Below are 14,602 nucleotides of genomic sequence, written 5' to 3'. Positions count from 1 at the left end.
GGGGCTAGAATATGGCCCGTCCGTGTTTTGTTGTTGGGGCCGAACAATTCCAGTCGTCATTCAGAACGCTTTCCCGCAGCACTCAAGAGATGACACGCTGGCCTTCGCCCCTCCTTAGACCCTCAGCCCCTTGACCCTTAGACGCATTAAACGTAACAAACAAAACCCTCACAACCCGGATTTATCGTGAATCATTTCACTTGTTCTCTCAAAGCAAAGGCGGGAATGACCCCGCCCCGCTTAATCCCTGAGGCTTATGCCTGAGGCATCTGCAACTGCGGGCCGTTGGCGTCGGGCACGTAGCCTTCCAACGTCGCGTAGTCGTCCTGAAAGTGCATCAGCACGCCGCCGAACAGCGTGTCGAAGGTTTCCTGAGGCATTTCGGCCAGCGTAGGGTAAAAGCCGACGTACTCCAGCCACACGTTGCCGTCGGCGTCGATGCTGCGGGCAAAAGCGCGTTCGCGGTTGCGGTCATTCAGCATGTTCACGATCTCGGCGCGGCGTCCGGGGTACTGCTTCTGGGTCACGCAAGTGACTTCCAGACGGCTGGTGTTGTTGGGGCCGTCGTTGACGCTGACCAAGACGGCGGCGTCGCCCATCTCGAAGCGCCAGCCCATGCGAATGAAGCGCTGGCCGTTGTTCTCTTCCATATCCAGCTGAACTTCTTTTTCCTTCAGGTATTTTGCGAGCGTGTCCAGCGTAAGCAGTGCCGTTTCCATCGTCATTAAAACCATCCTCCTCGGTGGGGTGAAACACAAACAGGTTGAGACTAAAGCTTGTGTGGTTGAAACCCGTGAGATTCTAACACCCCTGCCGATGCCTACGCGGTAGGAAAGGTCTTCATGCAGCCGGGGGCCGGGTACGGGCCAGAACTCAGGGCCTTGACAAGATCGTCAGCGTCACCGGAGCCACGCCCTGCGACAAGATGCCCAGCACCGCTGCCGCCTCGTTGGAAATGTCGATAATGCGGCTAGGCACGCCAAACGGCCCCCGGTCATTGATCATCACATCCACGCTGCGGCCTGTGCTGGCATGCGTCACACGCACCCATGTTCCAAACGGCAAGCTCAGGTGTGCCGCCGTCATAGACGTTTGGCTGTTGCCCCGCCCGCCGTAATACACCGCCGAGCCACGCTGAAACACCGGGGCTTCCTGATTCACCACCCGCGCCGTGTCCGTTCCCCCCGGCAACTTCAGCACTTGCCCGACTTCCAACAGTTGGCCCGGCAAGTCGTTCATTCGCTGTAAGGCCGCCACCGTCACCCCGTTTTGCTGGGCCAGTTTCCACAGCGTATCACCGGGCTGCACGCGGTAGACCCGTTCGGCAGAGGCCGTACCGAGCACTAGGAGCGCAAGCAGCAACCGCCTCATATGGCTTCCTTCGGCGTCAGGCTCAGCACCTCATACCCGTCCTCCGTCACCAGCAGCAAATCCTCGATCCGCACGCCGCCCACTCCCGGCAGATACGCGCCCGGTTCGATGGTAATGACCATGCCCGCCGCCAGCACTTCCTCACTGGTTTTGCGGAGGCCGGGAGCCTCGTGGATATTCAGGCCCACGCCGTGCCCCAGCGAGTGCGCGAAGGCTTCGCCCAAGCCGTGCCGCTCCAAGATGCCCCGTGCAACAGCGTCCAGATCGGCACACTTCATGCCCGGTTTCACGGCGGCGATGGCGGCTTCCTCAGCTTCCAGTACCGCCCCGTACACCCGCCGCATCTCATCCGATGGCGTGCCCACCGCCAGCGTGCGCGTCATATCGGAGTGGTAACCGTGCAGCCGTGCGCCAAAGTCGATGGTCACCAGATCGCCGTCTTCGATCACGCGCCCTGACGCGACGCCGTGCGGCATGGCCCCGCGTGGCCCGCTCGCCACAATCACGTCGAAGCCCACTTCGGCCCCGGCGCGGCGCAGGCCCAATTCCAGTTCCAGCGCCACGTCCAGTTCTCGCACTCCGGCCCGGATCATGGGGCGCACCTCGGCAAACACGTGGTCTGCCACCGCCTGCGCTTCCCGAATGGCCTGCACTTCCTCCGGCGATTTGATGGCCCGCAGTCCCTCGATCAGCCCGCGCATCGGCACCAGTTCGGCGTCCCAGTGCTGGCCTAAGTCTTCCAACCCTGCCACCGTCAGATGCTCGGCCTCGATGCCTACGCGCAGGCCTTTTAAGCCGTCTGCCGCATGTTGAAAGGTTTCCGGTGGGCGGGCAATATGAACCGTCACCCGCGATTCTTCCTGTGCCTGCACGGTGTAGCGCGAGTCGGTATACAGCGTCACCGCGTCCCCCGGCCCCACCAACACCTTGCCGTCTGCGCCGCTGGAAAAGCCCGTCAGCGCCTGCACGTTGGCCGGAGTGCTGACCCACAGGGCGTCTACACCCGCTTCCCGAATGACCTGCTGTAAGTCTGCAAGTTGTGTCATGCCCGCCAAGGTACCAAAAGAGACGGCGGCAGGCTGTGGAGTCTCAGACGGCCCGCCACTGTCCCCACTCTAGGGACATTCGCCCACCCCCACTCCCCGGCGCTTATACTTCTTCGGGACGAAAAGACGGCGGCCCCTGCCTGACCGGGTATGGGTCAACACAAGACAGACTGTTCCCGCGTGGGAACCAAAGAGGAGAAACCGTGAAACTTCACGAGTATCAGGGCAAGGAACTGCTGCGCCAATTCGGCGTGAACGTGCAAGACGGCAAAGTGGCCTACACCCCCGACGAAGTGCGCTCCATCGCGCGTGAGTACGGGCAAGCGGTGGTCGTCAAGGCTCAGGTTCATGTGGGCGGGCGCGGCAAAGCGGGTGGCGTGAAGTTCAGCCCCACCATCGACAAGGCCTTCGAGAACGCCGAGAAGATTCTGGGCATGGACATCAAAGGCCTGACGGTGAACAAGGTGCTGGTCACCAAAGCCGTGGACATCGACGCCGGAACCGAGTACTACGTGGGCATGATCGTTGACCGCAACGTGCAGAGCTTTACGCTGATGGCCTGCGCCGAGGGCGGCATGGAAATCGAAGAGTTGGCTGCCGAGCGCCCCGAAGCCATCATCCGCCACCGCGTCGACCCCATTACCGGCCTGCGCCCCTACGAGGCCCGTGAAGTCGCCATCCGCGCCGGATTCAAGGGCAACCTGAACAAGATTGCCGACATGATGGTGAAGATGAGCCAAGCCGCACTGGCCCGCGACGCCGTGCTGGTGGAAATCAACCCGCTGTTCATCGACGCCGACGGCACGCCCCTCGCGCTGGACACCAAATTCGAAATCGACGACAACGCCATGTACCGCCACAAGGATTTGCTGGACTGGCGCGAACTGGAAGCCGAGCATCCCCTCGAAATCGAAGCCAGCAAGTACGGCTTCGCTTACGTGAAACTGGATGATGGCAACGTGGGCGTGCTGGGCAACGGCGCAGGCATCGTGATGACCAGCCTCGACGTGGTGAACCGCGCCGGAGCCAAACCCGCCAACTTCCTCGATATCGGCGGCGGTGCCAAAGCCGAAATCGTGTACAACGCCGTCAAGCTGGTCTCCAAAGACACCGACGTGAAGGCCATTTTCATCAACATCTTCGGCGGCATCACCCGCGCCGACGAAGTGGCTAAAGGCGTGATTCAGGCCCTCAAGGAAGGGATTCTGACCAAGCCCGTGCGGATGCGGATTGCCGGAACCGCCGAAGAGGAAGCCAAGGCGCTGCTTGCCGAAGTCAACAGCCCCCTGATTCAGATGTACCCCGATATGTTCCAGGCGGCAGAAGCAGCCTCTAGAGACGCAAACTCAGCTGGGGAGGCGAAATAAGTCATGGGCATCCTAGTCAATAAAGACAGCAAGGTCATCGTGCAGGGCATGACCGGGCGCGAAGGCGCGAGCCACAGCCGCGCCATGAAAGAATTCGGCACCCAAGTGGTGGCAGGCGTGACCCCCGGCAAGGGCGGCAGCGACTTTGAAGGCTGGCCCGTGTACAACAGCGTCGCGGAAGCCAAAGCGGCACACGGCGCGAACGTGTCCATCATCTTCGTGCCCCCCGCCGGAGCCGCCGACGCCGTGCTGGAAGCAGCCCACGCCGGAATGCCTCTGATCATCCTGATCACCGAGGGCGTGCCCACCACCGACATGATGCGGGCCGTGCAGGAAGTCAAGGCGCTCGATGCCATCAGCCGTGCAAATGGTGGCGAAGGCGTGCGCCTGATCGGCGGCAACTGCCCCGGCCTCGTCACCAGCGGTGAGTGCAAGGTGGGCATCATGCCCAACAAGATTTACAGCGAAAAGGGCCGCATTGGCCTGATCAGCCGCTCCGGAACCCTGACCTACGAAGCCGCCAAGCTGCTCAGCGACGCGGGCCTCGGAACGTCTACGACGGTGGGCATCGGCGGCGACCCTGTGATCGGCACCACCTTTGCCGACGTGCTGCCCATGTTTGAAGCCGACCCCGACACCGACGCCGTTGTGCTCATCGGTGAAATCGGTGGAGCCGACGAAGAAGCTGCCGCCGAGTACATCGGTCTGCACATGAAAAAGCCCGTGATCGCCTTCATTTCGGGCCGCAGCGCTCCTGCTGGCAAGCGCATGGGCCACGCCGGAGCCATCATCATGGGCAACGTGGGCACGCCTGAAAGCAAGCTGGCTGCCTTCGCCGCCGTGAACGTGCCTGTGGCCGACACCATGCCTCAAATCATGGATATGGTCAAGAAAGCCCTGAATATTCAGAACTGATTCCGATTAAAAGCCATGTATTTGGGCTTTTAATCCGAGCAGACTTGCAAAGCTGCGCAGCAGAGCGAGTGGGAAACAGTACGGATTCCAGAATGGAGTTATCCTCCGGTGTTTTTCCGGAGGATAACGGAATGGCCGGAATCTGTATGAGCAAGCAAAACAGGGGAGAGGCCGGGGCACACGCTCTGGCCTCTTTCTCATGCTGTTCTGCTCTCGTGGACGTAAAGGAATCGTCATCCGTCGTCACAACACCATCAGGCCCGCGAGTAGAATATGGGTATGAACCTCACTGCTCGGCCCCTCGCCACCTTGACCCTGCTGGGACTCGGAACGCTGGCCCCGGCGTCCGCGCAAAGCATCGCGGGCACGGTAACGGGCAGCGCCGCCGAGGGTATACGCATCAGCGGCTGGGCCGTGACCCCCAGCGGTCAGGCGGTACAGGAAATCGTGAGCGTGCCCATTAACGGCGGCAAATTCCGGCTGGAGTTGCCTGCCATCGCTCCCAGCGCCCGCGCCCAAACTACACTCAGCGCCCAGAATGTCAGCTGGCCCGGTGTGATCGACCCCGTGACGGTCAGCGCCCCGGTGCAAACGGCAGAAGTCAAGTTCTTTACCTACCGCGACACCAACCGTAGCGGCCAGCGCGACGACAACGAACCCCTGAACGAAGTCACGCTGAATTCGGGCAACAGCAGCGTGTTCGTGGCTTGGGTGGGCACCGACGTGACCGTGAAGGCCAACCGGGGCTACGAGGCCACCCTGAAACGCGGCTGGAACGTGTTTCTGGTCGATGTGGGCCGCGCCGTGAAAGTCTCGCCCTTTGCCGATACGGCCCAGGTGTCGCTGAATCTGGGCCGCTGAGTCCGGCACAACGCACCTACACCTCACAGGGCGTGCTTTAGTTCACGCCCCTTGTGCTGCCGCGTCGAAAATTCTGGATTGATCTCGCCTGTAGAGAGAAGCGCGTGAGAAGCCGCCTCCTACGCTGAGCCGTATGAAGGTGAGGGCCGAGCGCTGCTGGATGTGGCGCAACACCTCCACCGGGGAGGCTCTATGTTCCAGCCACAGTTCAAACAACTGCTTATTCGTACCACTGCTGCCGTCCTGCTCTCGGCGGCCTGCGCTGCGTCGGCGGCACAAACGACCATCAGATTCACGGTCACGGTCGTCGGCACCTGCCAGATTCAGGCGCAGGATGCAGCAGGCGTCACGCTGCGCTGTACCAAAGATTTCAGCCCGGCAGACCCGCGCACCCTGCCTGCTTTACTGGGCCAGTTGCCGCCTCAGCAGCTTGCCTTGGTCGGCGCAGAGGCCGCCGCCGAGGGCGGAACGCTGAACCGCTACGCCTTCGCTGCGGCAGCCAACGCCGAGCAGCAGGAGCAGCACTCGGGAGTCGTGGCCTTTTACTGATCCTGCGTCAGCTGATCTTGGGCCGCTGAACTGGGCGTACAGACTGCACGTTCGTCGCCCGGCTGGATATCGACCTGACACCGTCTGGCGCTGGTGTTGCTGCGAATCTCGCCCCGAAGGACTTCCGAAGAACTGGGAGTGAGACCGTAACCCTCGTCGTCGACCAGCACGCGCTCGCCATCTATCAGCACGTCAGTTCCGGTGGCGACTTCCTGTTCCGACCAGAAAAACCGCACGAAGCGGAAGGCTCTGAAGTTTTCGCGCCAGTCCACCACCGTGACGCCGCTGAGTGGAGGTACAATTTCTCGCTGCTCTGCTCCCAGGGCTACACCAAATGGCAGCGACGCCACATCGACTCGCACCGACACGACTTCTCCAAGTGGCAGTTCAGTAATGAGAGCCTCGCCACGGGCGTCGGTGACTGCGACTACCGTTCCGCCCACCAGCAGGCGCACATTGGGTATGCCCGTCTGAACTAAGAGGGCTTTCTGGGCCAAAGCAGGCTTGAGCTGCACCGTTCCGTTGGTCAAGATCAGCGCGCCAGTCGCCTGTGCCGACGCGCCACGCAGGCCCACAGTCGCCTGCACATTCACTTCCCGGTTATAGGCGTAGGAGAGTGCGGCGTCACTGGATGACACGTTGAGGCGCATAGCCTGAGCCGGGCTAAGTTGATAGCCCAGGCTGCCACTGATCTGGCTTCCTGTGGGCGCAGTCGATACCTGCGCGGCCACTTGCAGGTTGGGCGTAGGGATGAACGACGCACTCAGGCCGACTCGGTAGCTGCCGGGCAACACATCGGCCTGGGCCGAAACACTGCCCCGTTGACCAAAAAAGTAGGTGGCCGAAGCGCCCGCCTGCCAGGTCTGCGGCTGAAATCCGGTGGAACCATTGGCCCCCACCAGCCAGTTGCGGTTGGAATACGAGGCTTTGGCTCCTACGACGCTGCCCCGCAACTCATGCAGGGGCAGGATGACAAAGCCCTGCACCTGTGCGGCCCCCACCCCTGTTCCGGCATTCAGGTTGGCCGTCAACCCCTGGCTGACTTGCCCCGCCGAAGTGGTGGCACGGGTGGCCTCCAGTGCCCCCGCAAAGCTGAAGCGGTCTTGGGTGTAAGTGGCACTGGCCCGCACGGAAAAGCTGGTTTCTGCCGAGGGGGAACGCTGTGCGGCGGCCTGAGTACTGACCGCCCAACCGTTCGTCAGGCCCAGTTGAACTGCGCCGTAGCCCAACAGGGTGCCGTTGGAGACCCCTGCCTGAGCGCTGGCCAGATACGCACCGGGGGGCAGCGCCCGCAAGCTGCCGGGCACATCGGTGGTCACTTGCCGGGTGCCGCTCTCGTCGGTGATATACACCACGACACGGCTGGGGCCAGAGACGCTGAGCGGAATGTTACGCAGCGTGAACGACCCGGCGGTGGCCCGAAAGGCCCGGATTCTTTTCAGATTGACGGTGACTTCGATCTCTGCATCTACGGGCAATTCGATGACCAGTTCATCAAGCTGGCGCGTAAAGCCGCCCCGTGCAGAAACCGCCACTCCCCGGAAGGCAGACGAGGCGAACCCCGGATCGTTGCCGTTTGGACTGGCATTCCATGCGCCGTAGACCACCAGATTAGGATTCACCGTGAACTGCGCCACCCCCCGGAATTCGGTTGCCGCCGATTGGGTCGCCGTCCCAGTGCGGGCCAACAGTCCGGCGTATCCAGCCAGCCGACCCTGTGCGGCACCGACCCCCACGTAACCTGCGCCCGTATAGCTGTTGGGCACGTCCAATCCGGCTCCGTCCCTCTGGCGGTAGGTCGCGTTGCCCTGCGCTCCAGCGTTTATGCCCCAAGATGACCGCTGGGCCTGAGGCTCGCTGGCGGTGTCCTGTGCCGGATCAGGCAAGCTTAAATCCACGCTGCCGCTGCCCAGCAGATTCAGTGCCGGAGACACACGAACAGCTTGGTTGCTCTGGTCGTAGCGCACCTGAAGCTCAGGTTTCAGCATCACGAACGCTTCGCCGTCACAGTCGAGCCGCTGCAAAATGTAGGTCTGTTCTGCGGGGCGCAGGGCAGCGGCGGGCAGCAGTACCGACACCTGATCCTGGGGATCACGGCTGACCCGCACGATGAACGTGCCGCGTTCAGTTCCGCCCACCGCCACACTCAGCAACTCTTCCGGCGCGCTGCACTGCGCAGGCAGTCCCCTGCTGGCCTCTTGCGCCGCCGCGCCGCAGCACAGCAAAACGCTGCACAGTACCAGCCCACTCCACCTTTTTGCGGAGCGCTGGGCCGTGCAAGGCGTGTGTTTAGGGAACAGAGATGAGGTCATTGACGGTCACTCCATCCTCGTTACGGAAGGTGAGCTTGAGCTGTCCGCTCTTGTCGGCAAGTCCCGGCACACGCAGGGTAAACTCTGCACCACTCAGTACGGCAAACGACTGAATATCGACCTTCTGATTGTCCCGCGTGACCGCCAGATTGTTGAACGTGGCGTGGCGATTGCCCTGGTTGGTCACCTTGACGGTCAAATCATCGCCTGCTCGCTCCACGGTGTATTTGACCGCCGACTTCATGGAGGGATTGGCTACGTAAATGGGCACGGAAAAGCCCAGCGCCAGATTGAGGTTGGTCGTGATGCCGTTGGGCTGCTGGGTCTCGATCTGCGCCATGCTGCCTTCCAGCGGCAACTGCTGAACAAGAACGCGGTAGGTCAATTCCTCGTTGCCCGGATTTTTCCGCAGGCCCACACGCAGAATCTGATTGCCTCCCGCCGGAATGGTGAAGGTGGTCGGATTGACCAGCACATCACGGGTATCGGTCAGCACGGTTTTCCCGTCCACCATTGTCCAGCTTTTTAGGGTGACGGCAAAGCGGGCGGGGCGATTGGTCGTATTAAACAGCGTTGCCGAAGTCGTCAGCGACTCGCGTGAATTGATGTTCAGAACCGTTGGCGCTATGCCGAAGCCCTGCGCCTGCGCTTCTGGAGCCAGCAAGCCCAGTGCGAGGGCCAACAACACACCGCGAAAAGATCTTGAAATCATGGTTTAGCTCCGAAAGGAAGAGTGAGAGGGTTCAGGGAAGCGGGCGATTCGGCAGGCAGCAGGCTCAGACGGAGGTTGGCCGCGTATTGGCCGCCGCCCGTCCACTGTCCAGCAGGCACCGAAACTGGAAAACGCAGGCGCTGACTGCCCTCCATCACCCCACCGCTCAGGAGTGTCCCTGCTCCCTGCATCAGCATCAGCAGTTGACCCGGAGTGTTCAGGCCGTGCAATCTGATCTGCACCGTTCCGCCCGGCTGGTCAGGCTGGCCCCCTGCCCCCAGCAATTCCAGTTGGTAGCGGTCTGTGGGCGCGTCACAGCGAATCTCGACCTGAAAGCTGCCGTGTTGCGGTTGCAGCGCCACGTAACTGCTCAGATCGAGAGCTGTCCGGGTAATTTCACATCCGGCCTGTGCGGGTGCGCTGAGGGCCAGCACCATGAACAGAGAAAAGAATTTGGGGAACATGGCGACCTCGTTGCACACAGGAAGAAGGCGTAGGGTAAGAGAGAGGCGTCCGAGCACAACGGCCCGGACGCCCCGAACGGGCCGCTTAGTTGTAAGAGACCGTGAAGTTTAGGGTTCCGCTATAGCTGCCTGCGGGTACGTTCCATTGGCCAGCTTCAGGAGTGAAGGAAAATTCGCCCTGCCAGACGTCGCCGTTGCTGGAGGCGGTAGCAGTTTGGGAAAGCTTGGCCTCGTAATTGCCAAGCAAAGAATTGCCGCCGTTAGCCAAGTTCATGCCACCAGTGTTAATGATGTCACCGGCGTTGAGGCTGGCGCTGGTCGTGGTCGTGCCACCAGCAGGAGTGGTGCTCAAGGTCAGAGAAGTACCCGTGGTGCACTGAAGGTAGCCGATGTTTCCAGTTGTGCTGGTGGCCGTCGGGTTTTGCAATGCGGTGTAGTTGGGCGTGTTGACTGGCACGCTCACTGATGCGGGAACGCTAGACAAGGAGCCGCCACCTGCTGAATTTCCGGAGATCGCACAAACGTTGACGACAGTGGTGTTAAAGGTGATAGCTCCACTTGCAGCGGGTGCAGCACCAGCGGTTCCAACCATCATTGCGGCGAGCAGCATCATTTTCTTCATAACTTCCTCCCGTTCAACGTCTCTCGCGTGCAGTCTTGATCACCGACCCGGCATCCCCCCGGAAGCCTGAGTGGGTCGTGGTGCTCTGCAGTGCGAAGTTGTCTTGAACTGCAGTCACTGTAGGGGCGCAGCCGCAGAGGGTCAAGTTCCCCCCCTGCTAAGACGTAAAGTTCAACGTTAAATGGTGATGAAGTTTTATTATGCCTGTAAATCTAAGGTTAGTTACATTAGGTGGCACTTTATGGGGCATGCTTGTGAGCAAACACACTTATCTCACACCCGATGCATCCGTTCTGCCGGAGCAAAAACAGAAGAGCGCCAACGTTAAAGTGAAGTTTCCGTCATCTAAGCACACCCGACAGTGAAATCTGTAAAGTAGTCCTCATTAGCACTGTTTAAGAGTAGAATAGAAACTAAATGAGAATGGGCAGCCGTTAAAGTGTGAGGTTTTTCATGAAAATGTGCTGGCAAGTTATCTGTTTTGTATGTTGACGTTGAAGGTGCTGGGTTCTACTTCTCTGCAGACCACCACGGGTTCGGTCAAGGTGTCGGCAAAAGGTTTGGCGTTGCTGGTCTACCTGACGCTCGAAGACCGCCCAATTCACCGCGAAACACTGGCCAACTTGTTGTGGCCGACCGGTGGGGGACTGGGGAGTTTACGGGTCGAACTCTCTAAATTGCGGCAAGCGGGCGTTGACTTGTCGCCGGGTCGTGCGCCGCTGCTGCGCTGCACCTTGCCCACCGATCTGGCGCAACTGGAACACGCCGTAACTGGAACCACATGGCAACAAGTGTTGCGCGGCCCGCCACTGGGCGGCCTGGACGACGCCATGTGTCCAGAACTGTTGCCTTGGCTGCACAGCCAGCGCACCCGCATTTCGGCGCAGGTGCAGCACGCCCTGCAAGGCGCTTTGGCTCACGCGGCTCAGCACGGCCACACCGCCCAAGTCGCCCTGCTTCGGGAGCGGGCCGAGGCAGCGGGCGTGACCTTGGTGTCGCCGCCCGAGGTGCAAGCGTTTCACCCGGCGCGGGCTTTGGCAGGGCCACTGGAACAAGATCTGCTGCGGGCGACCCGGTTGGCCGAGCGTGCGCCCCATCTGCTGGTGCTGGTGGGGCGGCACGGCAGCGGGCGGCGCGAGATGTTGCAGGCGGCTCTGGAAGGCCATCCCTGGCCCGTGGCGCATCTAGACGCGGTGGGTCATCCTACGCTGCTGGTCATGTCGCTGATGATGCGGCTGCTGCCCCTGCTGCGCGAGGATCTGAAGCCCGCCCTACACGCACTGATGGCCCGCTCGCTGCCTGCGCCGGAAGCCATGACCGCGCTCTCGGCCCTGCTGCTGGAGGCCAATGCGCCGCTGACTGTGGTGATGTATGGAGCCGAAGCCCTGTCGGACGAAGTGGCCCCCCTGTTCGACTTTGCGCTGAACTGGCCGTTGCCTTTTTTGCTGGTGCTGGTGACCACCGACACCCGCGAGGCCGCCCTGATGCAGTTGCTGGGGCGTCATGTGCGTCCCGAACGTTTTACGCTCAGCCGTTCTCGACCCTTGGCGGCCCCCGATCTGCATGCCCCTCACCTTTCTGCACCCGGCCCCGCTGCCGAGCGCCATCTGTTTCAGGTGGCCCGCCAATCCGAGGGCTGGGCGACGGCGGCGCTGGCCCTGTTGCCACTGCCCGCGCCCTTGCCCCAGCGCGTCCCTATGCCCCCCGAAGTCCGGGCCGTCCTGATCGGAGAGGCGTATCAGGCGTTGGGCAGTCACTTGGCCGTACTTGCGCCGCTGGCGGCCCTGCCTGGCCCTTTTTCGGTCGAGCTGGCGCTGCACACACTCCGCCGGGTGGCGCGTGGCTCAGGAGCAGAACAGAGTCTGGATCAGCAGGCGCTAGAACGTGCCCTGCAAGCGGGCCTGCTGGAACGTGTCCCGGCGCATCTGGACGTCGCCCTGCCCAGTGGCCGGTTCAGCGTTCCCGACGGCGATCATCCGCTGGCTTTCCGCAGCGAATTGCAACGTGCGGCGCTGGCCGGAACGCTGGATTCGGCGTTGCGGGCCAGCCTGCGCCAAAGCAGCGCGGAATCGCCCTCAACCAGCGAAGTCTGTCCCGGCGTCGTTCCATTTGCCGTCCAGTCCACTCTGGCTCGCTCGGCATTTTCTGGCCTGCCGGAAACCACCGTCTCCCCGCCCGGCGGCTACCGCCTGCATGTGGCCCCCGATCTGATGACCGTGTTGCGGCTCGGCGCACGCGGCCACCGCCCACCCGAACTCCGGCTGCATGTGCCCACACCGCCCGGCGCTCGGCACTGGCAGTTCAGCTTTTGTCTGGAAACACCCTACAGCAGCGCCGACGTGTTTCCCCTCTGGCTGCTGGGCAGCACCGAGGCGGCAACGCTGACCCCCATCAGCGTGCCGGAAAGTGGCCTGTGGTACGCGGCGTCCGGCGAATTGTCCGCGCCCGGCTCACCCCTCGTTCTGGGCGTCCGGGCGCATGACTTGATCTTGCATCTGGCCGATTTTGCGTTCCCTTCTACAGATTCCGCACCGGTTCAGCACATCTAGAACCCTGCACTGAGTCCGCTTGCCGCCTGACCTCTACAGCAGTCCCCAGAATCAGCGCGGCGCGAGCGTAAACGTCACGTTCAACGTGGCCGAATCGCTGCTGCCCGGATAGTTCACTTCGTAGTCCTTCGGATTGATCTTGAACTGCGTACTCACATTGACCTTGCCGCCCTGCAAGGTGGCCTTCACCGGCGCACTGATCGGCAATGTTTTGCCCTTGATGGTCAGCTTTCCGGTGGCCGTCGTGGACAGCGTTTGGCCTTCCACCAGTTTGCCGCCCGTCAGTTTCTCCAGCGTAAACACCGCGTTGGGAAACTTGGCGGCGTTCAAGGCCACGTCGCTCTTGGCATGATCATCGCGCAGGCCGATCCCCGTTTTCAGCCGCACCACAGGCACCGTGACCGTGCCCTTGGTGGCCGCCAGATCGTTGGCATCAAGCTGCACGGTGCTGGTCACGTCGGTGATATTGCCCTTGACATTGATAAAGCGCACCTTGTGTTCGAAAGTCGCCATTCCGCCCGCAGCGGTGTAGGGCACAGTGGCGGCGGCGGCAGCCCCCAGCAGGCCAGCGACAAGGGCAGGAAGTGACAACCAGCGCAAGCTTGAGGGTTGATTCATGTCCTTATGGTGAAGGCTGGTCAGTGAATGAAATGAGATAAAGCTGACTGACTCTAAATATCACTCTACTTTGAATCATAAACTACAGGTCAGCTGCGTTTATCTTGGAATAACTCGAACATCGCACTGTCTGCTCTCCGCTTAGAAGGGACATCATTCTTCCCCCGATTGCTACACTGCCCCCACGATGCAGCGCAGAAGGCGGCACACAGCCAAACGCTGGTGGGCGGCCCTGCTGACCCTCGTGGCCGCCTTCGCCTTCCCGGTGCGCGGGCCACTGCTGTCTCCGCACCCCGTCTCCGCTGGCCCACAAGTGCAGCACGGAGCAGCGCCAGCCCATCCGCACGGGCCACCTGCCGAGGCCACAGCTCACGCTGCACACGTTGAACGCTCCGAATCCCCCACCAGCCCGCATCAGCACTCGCAAGCCCACTGTCTCTTTTGCCTGACCGGGGCTTTTGCGCTGACAGCCGACTCTGCCGCGCCACCGCCCGCACCAATAGTTCACCTTGCCCCGGCCTTACCAGTGGTGGTGCAGCCCCGCGCCGCCGCCCTGACCCATACCGATGCCCGTGCGCCGCCCCCCGCGCCTGAGCTGCGTCAGCACAGCCGAGTCTAAAGAGCTGAGCCGAACGAATCACACCTGCGTTGCGCGTCAGCAGGAGCCATCTCACGGCCCTCTATGGTGCAGAACACTCTGTCCGCTTCACCCTCTCTCCACTTTCCCCCCGGAGTTTCCCCATGTTCAAATCCCTGATTCTGACCGTCCTGCTCGCTGCCCTCCCGTTTGCCGCCGCCCACGCCACCGTCAGAACAGAGGCGGGTCTGAGCGAAAGCAAGGCAGGCGCGGGCGAGAGCTACCGCCTGAACGTCCCCACCGAAAAAGAAATCAGCACCACTGAAGTCCGTCTGCTTGTTCCGGCGGGCGTGACCATCACCCGTTTTCAGACCATGCCCGGCTTTACCCGAACCGTCACCAAAAACGCGGCTGGCCTCGTGACCGAAGTGGTCTGGAAGGGCCGCATCGCCCCGATGGAATTCGCCCGCTTCTTGTTCAGCGCCCGCAATCCTGCCGACGCCGGAACACTGAGCTGGAAGGTGTACCAGAAATACAGCGACGGCTCGGTGGTGGCGTGGGATGACAGTGACCCCGAAAAAACGCCTGCCAGCAAAACCACCGTCAAGTAGGCGTGACCGCGTGTCAGATGTGTGCAGG

General features: G+C 61.8%; 15 protein-coding genes. 7 read left to right on the top strand and 8 right to left on the bottom strand.

Annotated elements, in window-relative coordinates; translation table 11 throughout:
• Positions 1 to 254 precede the first annotated feature (254 nt).
• The 3 genes from SU48_RS07355 to SU48_RS07345 all read right to left on the bottom strand — a co-directional run bounded on the left by SU48_RS07355 (position 255) and on the right by SU48_RS07345 (position 2,417).
• Complete coding sequence (locus tag SU48_RS07355; RefSeq protein ID WP_064014687.1) at positions 255 to 725, bottom strand: YbjN domain-containing protein; 471 nt, start codon at positions 723 to 725, stop codon at positions 255 to 257.
• Between the two features lie 148 nt (positions 726 to 873).
• Positions 874 to 1,371, bottom strand: a complete 498-nt coding sequence (locus SU48_RS07350; RefSeq protein WP_064014686.1) for a septal ring lytic transglycosylase RlpA family protein — start codon at positions 1,369 to 1,371, stop codon at positions 874 to 876.
• Positions 1,368 to 2,417 carry a M24 family metallopeptidase gene (locus SU48_RS07345; protein WP_064014685.1) on the bottom strand — a complete coding sequence of 350 codons (1,050 nt, stop codon included), beginning with the start codon at positions 2,415 to 2,417 and terminating at the stop codon, positions 1,368 to 1,370. The genes SU48_RS07350 and SU48_RS07345 overlap by 4 nt, the downstream gene beginning before the upstream one ends.
• 203 nt (positions 2,418 to 2,620) lie before the next feature.
• On the opposite strand from SU48_RS07345, the gene sucC reads away from it, so the two are divergent.
• The 4 genes from sucC to SU48_RS07325 all read left to right on the top strand — a co-directional run bounded on the left by sucC (position 2,621) and on the right by SU48_RS07325 (position 6,109).
• Complete coding sequence (gene sucC / locus SU48_RS07340) at positions 2,621 to 3,784, top strand: ADP-forming succinate--CoA ligase subunit beta (RefSeq protein WP_064014684.1); 1,164 nt, start codon at positions 2,621 to 2,623, stop codon at positions 3,782 to 3,784.
• Positions 3,785 to 3,787: 3 nt separating this feature from the next.
• Complete coding sequence (gene sucD, locus SU48_RS07335; protein WP_064014683.1) at positions 3,788 to 4,699, top strand: succinate--CoA ligase subunit alpha; 912 nt, start codon at positions 3,788 to 3,790, stop codon at positions 4,697 to 4,699.
• Positions 4,700 to 4,978: 279 nt separating this feature from the next.
• Positions 4,979 to 5,560, top strand: a complete 582-nt coding sequence (locus SU48_RS07330; protein ID WP_064014682.1) for a hypothetical protein — start codon at positions 4,979 to 4,981, stop codon at positions 5,558 to 5,560.
• A gap of 192 nt (positions 5,561 to 5,752) precedes the next feature.
• Entirely contained in the window at positions 5,753 to 6,109 is a 357-nt protein-coding gene (locus tag SU48_RS07325) for a hypothetical protein (protein WP_064014681.1), read from the top strand.
• Here the strand turns inward: SU48_RS07325 and SU48_RS07320 are convergent.
• The 4 genes from SU48_RS07320 to SU48_RS07305 all read right to left on the bottom strand — a co-directional run bounded on the left by SU48_RS07320 (position 6,103) and on the right by SU48_RS07305 (position 10,219).
• A complete protein-coding gene (locus SU48_RS07320; RefSeq protein WP_157451113.1) occupies positions 6,103 to 8,421 on the bottom strand; it encodes a fimbria/pilus outer membrane usher protein in 2,319 nt (772 codons plus the stop codon). The two genes, SU48_RS07325 and SU48_RS07320, sit on opposite strands and share 7 nt — an antisense overlap.
• Complete coding sequence (locus SU48_RS07315) at positions 8,399 to 9,133, bottom strand: fimbrial biogenesis chaperone (protein WP_082869711.1); 735 nt, start codon at positions 9,131 to 9,133, stop codon at positions 8,399 to 8,401. Before SU48_RS07315 ends, SU48_RS07320 begins: the two co-directional genes overlap by 23 nt.
• Positions 9,130 to 9,597 (bottom strand): hypothetical protein, encoded by a 468-nt coding sequence (locus tag SU48_RS07310; protein WP_064014678.1) that lies wholly within the window; start codon positions 9,595 to 9,597, stop codon positions 9,130 to 9,132. The genes SU48_RS07315 and SU48_RS07310 overlap by 4 nt, the downstream gene beginning before the upstream one ends.
• Positions 9,598 to 9,682: 85 nt before the next feature.
• Positions 9,683 to 10,219 carry a hypothetical protein gene (locus SU48_RS07305; protein ID WP_157451112.1) on the bottom strand — a complete coding sequence of 179 codons (537 nt, stop codon included), beginning with the start codon at positions 10,217 to 10,219 and terminating at the stop codon, positions 9,683 to 9,685.
• Between the two features lie 485 nt (positions 10,220 to 10,704).
• Between SU48_RS07305 and SU48_RS07300 the strand changes: the two genes are divergently transcribed.
• Positions 10,705 to 12,768: a hypothetical protein gene (locus SU48_RS07300; RefSeq protein ID WP_064014676.1), complete on the top strand. Its 2,064-nt coding sequence runs from the start codon at positions 10,705 to 10,707 to the stop codon at positions 12,766 to 12,768.
• A gap of 51 nt (positions 12,769 to 12,819) precedes the next feature.
• On the opposite strand, the gene SU48_RS07295 is transcribed toward SU48_RS07300, so the two are convergent.
• The gene (locus tag SU48_RS07295) at positions 12,820 to 13,386 is read right to left on the bottom strand and encodes a YceI family protein (protein ID WP_064014675.1); all 567 of its coding nucleotides are present in this window, start codon (positions 13,384 to 13,386) and stop codon (positions 12,820 to 12,822) included.
• A gap of 187 nt (positions 13,387 to 13,573) precedes the next feature.
• On the opposite strand from SU48_RS07295, the gene SU48_RS14145 reads away from it, so the two are divergent.
• Positions 13,574 to 14,005 carry a hypothetical protein gene (locus SU48_RS14145; protein ID WP_157451111.1) on the top strand — a complete coding sequence of 144 codons (432 nt, stop codon included), beginning with the start codon at positions 13,574 to 13,576 and terminating at the stop codon, positions 14,003 to 14,005.
• 122 nt (positions 14,006 to 14,127) lie between these two features.
• Positions 14,128 to 14,574 (top strand): DUF1775 domain-containing protein, encoded by a 447-nt coding sequence (locus SU48_RS07290; protein ID WP_064014674.1) that lies wholly within the window; start codon positions 14,128 to 14,130, stop codon positions 14,572 to 14,574.
• Positions 14,575 to 14,602 lie beyond the last annotated feature (28 nt).

The organism is Deinococcus puniceus (assembly GCF_001644565.1).
Classification (GTDB): domain Bacteria; phylum Deinococcota; class Deinococci; order Deinococcales; family Deinococcaceae; genus Deinococcus; species Deinococcus puniceus.
This window is presented reverse-complemented; position numbering and strand designations above follow the sequence as displayed.